The sequence below is a fragment of the Microbispora sp. ATCC PTA-5024 genome, from assembly GCF_000511135.2.
In the GTDB taxonomy this organism is placed as follows: domain Bacteria; phylum Actinomycetota; class Actinomycetes; order Streptosporangiales; family Streptosporangiaceae; genus Microbispora; species Microbispora corallina.
Map to the genome: position 1 here is coordinate 149,871 of NZ_KI866525.1, position 3,616 is coordinate 153,486.

Annotated in this window: 2 protein-coding genes and 1 pseudogene; 2 read left to right on the top strand and 1 reads right to left on the bottom strand. The window is 68.1% G+C overall.

Annotated elements, in window-relative coordinates:
* Positions 1–362, bottom strand: a pseudogene (locus MPTA5024_RS40085) (transposase); the annotation flags it as partial.
* Between the two features lie 394 nt (positions 363–756).
* Here MPTA5024_RS40085 and MPTA5024_RS26710 point away from each other — a divergent pair.
* Both MPTA5024_RS26710 and MPTA5024_RS26715 read left to right on the top strand, forming a co-directional pair.
* Positions 757–1,845: a ThiF family adenylyltransferase gene (locus tag MPTA5024_RS26710; protein ID WP_036329752.1), complete on the top strand. Its 1,089-nt coding sequence runs from the start codon at positions 757–759 to the stop codon at positions 1,843–1,845.
* Positions 1,806–3,056, top strand: a complete 1,251-nt coding sequence (locus MPTA5024_RS26715) for a PqqD family protein (protein ID WP_036329754.1) — start codon at positions 1,806–1,808, stop codon at positions 3,054–3,056. The genes MPTA5024_RS26710 and MPTA5024_RS26715 overlap by 40 nt, the downstream gene beginning before the upstream one ends.
* Positions 3,057–3,616 lie beyond the last annotated feature (560 nt).

The window sequence follows — 3,616 nt, forward strand, 5'->3', positions numbered from 1 at the left end:
CCCCATCGCCGGTCACCCAGCACGCACCGACCCCGGCGTCCAGCGCTCGGGCGACCCACCGCGCTGCCAGTTCCCCCTTCGTCGCGAAGTCCGATCATTGGGCACTTTCGCGTCCCGGCACCGCTCGGCATCGGCCATCCATACCTGCCGCAAGTACAGCTCCCGGTCGATGAACGCCTGCCCTGCATCGGGGGCGTAGGCCAAGGAGACGGCGACCTGCCTGTTTCGATCCGCCCGGCGGTGCCGGTGTACTGACGCTGCACCCCGACCGTGCCGGTGCCCTTCTTCAGGTCGCCGGTTTCATCCACCACCAGCACCGCCCCGGACCGGCCCAGGCGTTCTACGACGTACTCGCGCAACTCCATGCCCCGCGGCCACCGCACGATCTTCGTTTGTCTGCACAACAGTCGATGATCGCGGTGGCCGTTCGCATCTCTACACCCGGCTACCAGAAAGTTCGGCGATCAACGGCTGGAGTATTGACTACTCATGATTCCGCGCCCCGCGACTGCCTATTATTTCCTATGTAGAAACCGAGAAAGCGCATCCGTGAAGCGCATTACATTTCTCGGCCATCCCGGCGGACGAACGCCGGCCGAAAGGAGAGCAAAATGAAGATCGAGATCCGCAAGGTCGAGAAGATCAAGGCGACCCTGATCCACACGTCCGACGACCAGCTCGCCTAGGCATCACAGAGGCCGGGCGTTCTACGCCCGGCCATCATCATCATCGAGACACCAGATCGGCGGCGATTATATGGCCATCCCCAGACTCAAAGGACTCTTCTGCGGGCGGCACGGAGATCGCCTGGTCGTCTCGCTCGATCCGCGGGAGCGGGTCGAGCTTGTCGACTCCGACGGACGGATCGCGAAGCTCCTCCAGCTCCTGTCCGAAGGAACGAGAGACGAGTCCCGCCTGGCCGCAGAAATAGATGTCAGCGAAGTCGAGATTCAGAATTCGATCGATATCCTCGACGGACTCGGCTGGATCGAGAACGCGGAAGCCGAAGGACGGCTGACACCGGACCAGCGGAACCGGCACTACTCCAATCTGGCCTTTCTCGACTGCTTCTCAACGTTCGGCCGATCCAGCGCCGAGATGCAGGAGCGAGTCCTCGCCTCGCATGTCGCCATTCTGGGTGTGGGGGGCTTGGGCTCCGGTGTGGCGCAGCATCTCGCCGGGCTCGGCGTGCGCAGGATGACACTGGTCGACTTCGATGTCGTCGAGGAGCGTAATTTCGCACGGCAGTTCACCTACGGACCCGCTCAGCTCGGACTGCCGAAGGTCGATCAGGTCGCGGCATGGCTGAAGGGGTTCGATCCGGGCATCGACGCGCGAGCCGTCAACGCCCGTGTGGAAACCGCCGAGTTCGTCGATGCGCTGCTCGACGGGGTCGACCTTGTGGTCGCCGCAATCGACGCCCCTGGCGGCGACCTGCTCGTCAACCGGGCGTGCGTGGCCCGTGGAGTACCGTTCATCCGAGGGGGCCTCTCTTACACCCAGGGCTCGTACTGGTCGGTCGACCCTGGCCGCAGCGCATGCGCGCAGTGTCTGGACAACCACCGCAATCGCGAGGTAGCCGAAAGCGCCGAACCCCACGTGGTCACCTGGGCACGGCTCCTCGACCCGATTCCGCCGAACCGCGCCAACGGCCCGGTGGCTGGAATGCTGGCCGCCCTGGTCGGTATGGAGGCGCTGCGTTACCTGACCGGCTTCGTCGCGCCGGTGTCGGCAGGAGAGTACCGACTCGTCGACTTCTCCCGAGGATGCGAGACCAGCAGGGATCCCTGGGCCGCTGATCCCGAATGCGCCGTCTGCGCCACGGCTCCGGCGCGCCAGCGGTGAACGGCTCCCCGGCCACCGTGCGGGTGCGCCCGTTCACCGTCGTCCCGCAGAACGGAGAGTTCCTCGTCGGCACCCCGGAGACGGGCACCTTCTTCGTCATGCCGGAGGTCGGCGTCCGGGTGCTCGAACTGCTGCGGTCCGGAAAGACCCTCGACGAGGTGACCGTCCAGGCGGCGGAACTCGCGGGGACCGCGGTCGACGTTGAAGACTTCGTCGCCTCCCTGACCGACCTGGGCCTCGTCTCCAGCGAGGCGGAGGACGTGGGGCCACCGGCCCCTGAGCCACCGCCCGTCCTCCGGAGGCCTCCCCTCTGGCACCCGCTCATGGGCCTGCCGGCCTGGCTGCTCGCCGGGGGCTCGGTGGTCTTCTGTCTGTCGTCCTTCGCGACCCGCCCCGGGCTCTGGCCGACGTATCGGGACTTCTTCTTCCTGAGCACGCCGGCCCGGAGCCTGGCGGCACTCACGGCCATCACCCTCCTGATCGCCGGAGCACATGAGGTGTCTCACTGGCTTGGCGCCCGCCTGCAGGGCCTGCCGGCCCGCATCACCGTCACCAGGCGTTTCTACCTGCTGACCTTCGAAACCGATCTGACTGGTCTCTGGGCTCTTCCCCGCGAGCGCAGGATCTGGCCGCTCCTCATGGGCATGGCGAGTGACGTGACGCTGCTGGCCATCGTCCTCGCCGCCCGGATGGCGGACTCGGCCGGCATGTGGCACGCGCCCCCCGCCGTCGCGAAGCTGCTGGCCGCCGTCACCCTCACGCTGGTGTACCTGATCTCCGGGCAGTTCTACGTCTTCGCCCGGACCGACCTCTACGCCCTGCTCGTAGTGGCGACGGGCTGCTATGACCTCGCACGCACAACGAGCCTGACCCTGCGCAGCCGTCTGCGGATGACGTCGGCCGCCCAGCGAGCCGAACTGGAGGCCGCGCACCCGCGCGACCGCGCCGTCGCCCGGTGGTACGTCTGGTGCCACATCGGCGGGATGACGCTCGCGGCCACGTTCTTCGTCCTCTACTTCGCGCCCACCACGATCCGGTCCGCGCTCTGGGTCGCCGGGACGCTGAGCGACAAGAATCCCATGGCCCTGGCGTTCTGGGAGGCAGCCGGGCTGGGCGTTCTGATCCTTCTGCCGCGGACGCTCGGGCTGGCCGTCGCCGTCAGGGACGGGTGGCGGCGGATCAGGGCGCACCGAGCAGGGCGTTCGGCCTGATCGCGGAGCCGCGCACCGGTGGCCCGTCCAGTGAGTCCTGCGACTCATCGTGCGAGAGCTTGGCGGGCCCTGGTCTGCGCCAAGGGCGGGGCGGAAAGGCGGCTCGTGTTCATCAGGGTGGAGAGGGCCCGGACGGGGAACGCGGACGCGATAGCGGGGCTGCTCCAGGAGCGGGCGGGCGCGGGGCATTCGAGCGGGCGGCGGAGGAGCGGAGGGCGCAGGCCGAAGGGGCGCGGTTCGCGGAGGACTCCCCGGTCCGGGCACTGCCGGCGTGGGACACGAGCTATCTGGCCGGGATCGTGGCCTTCGCTCCGCAGTGGCCGGCGGCGGGGCTCGCGATGGGGATCCGGTTACGAGCTGTTAGTGGCGGCGAGCCCACAGGAGGGCGGGGGGTGGGGAGCCAGCTCATGCGCGCGCTGTTCGATTTCGCGCCGCACAAGGGGCTCGATGGAGTCGAGCGGGCAGCCGACACGCGGGACGCCGAGGCGGGCGTTCTCCGAGTTCCTCGGGCTGAGCGTCCAGACGCCTACAGTCGTCTGCCACGTCGAGGGCGTCGACCT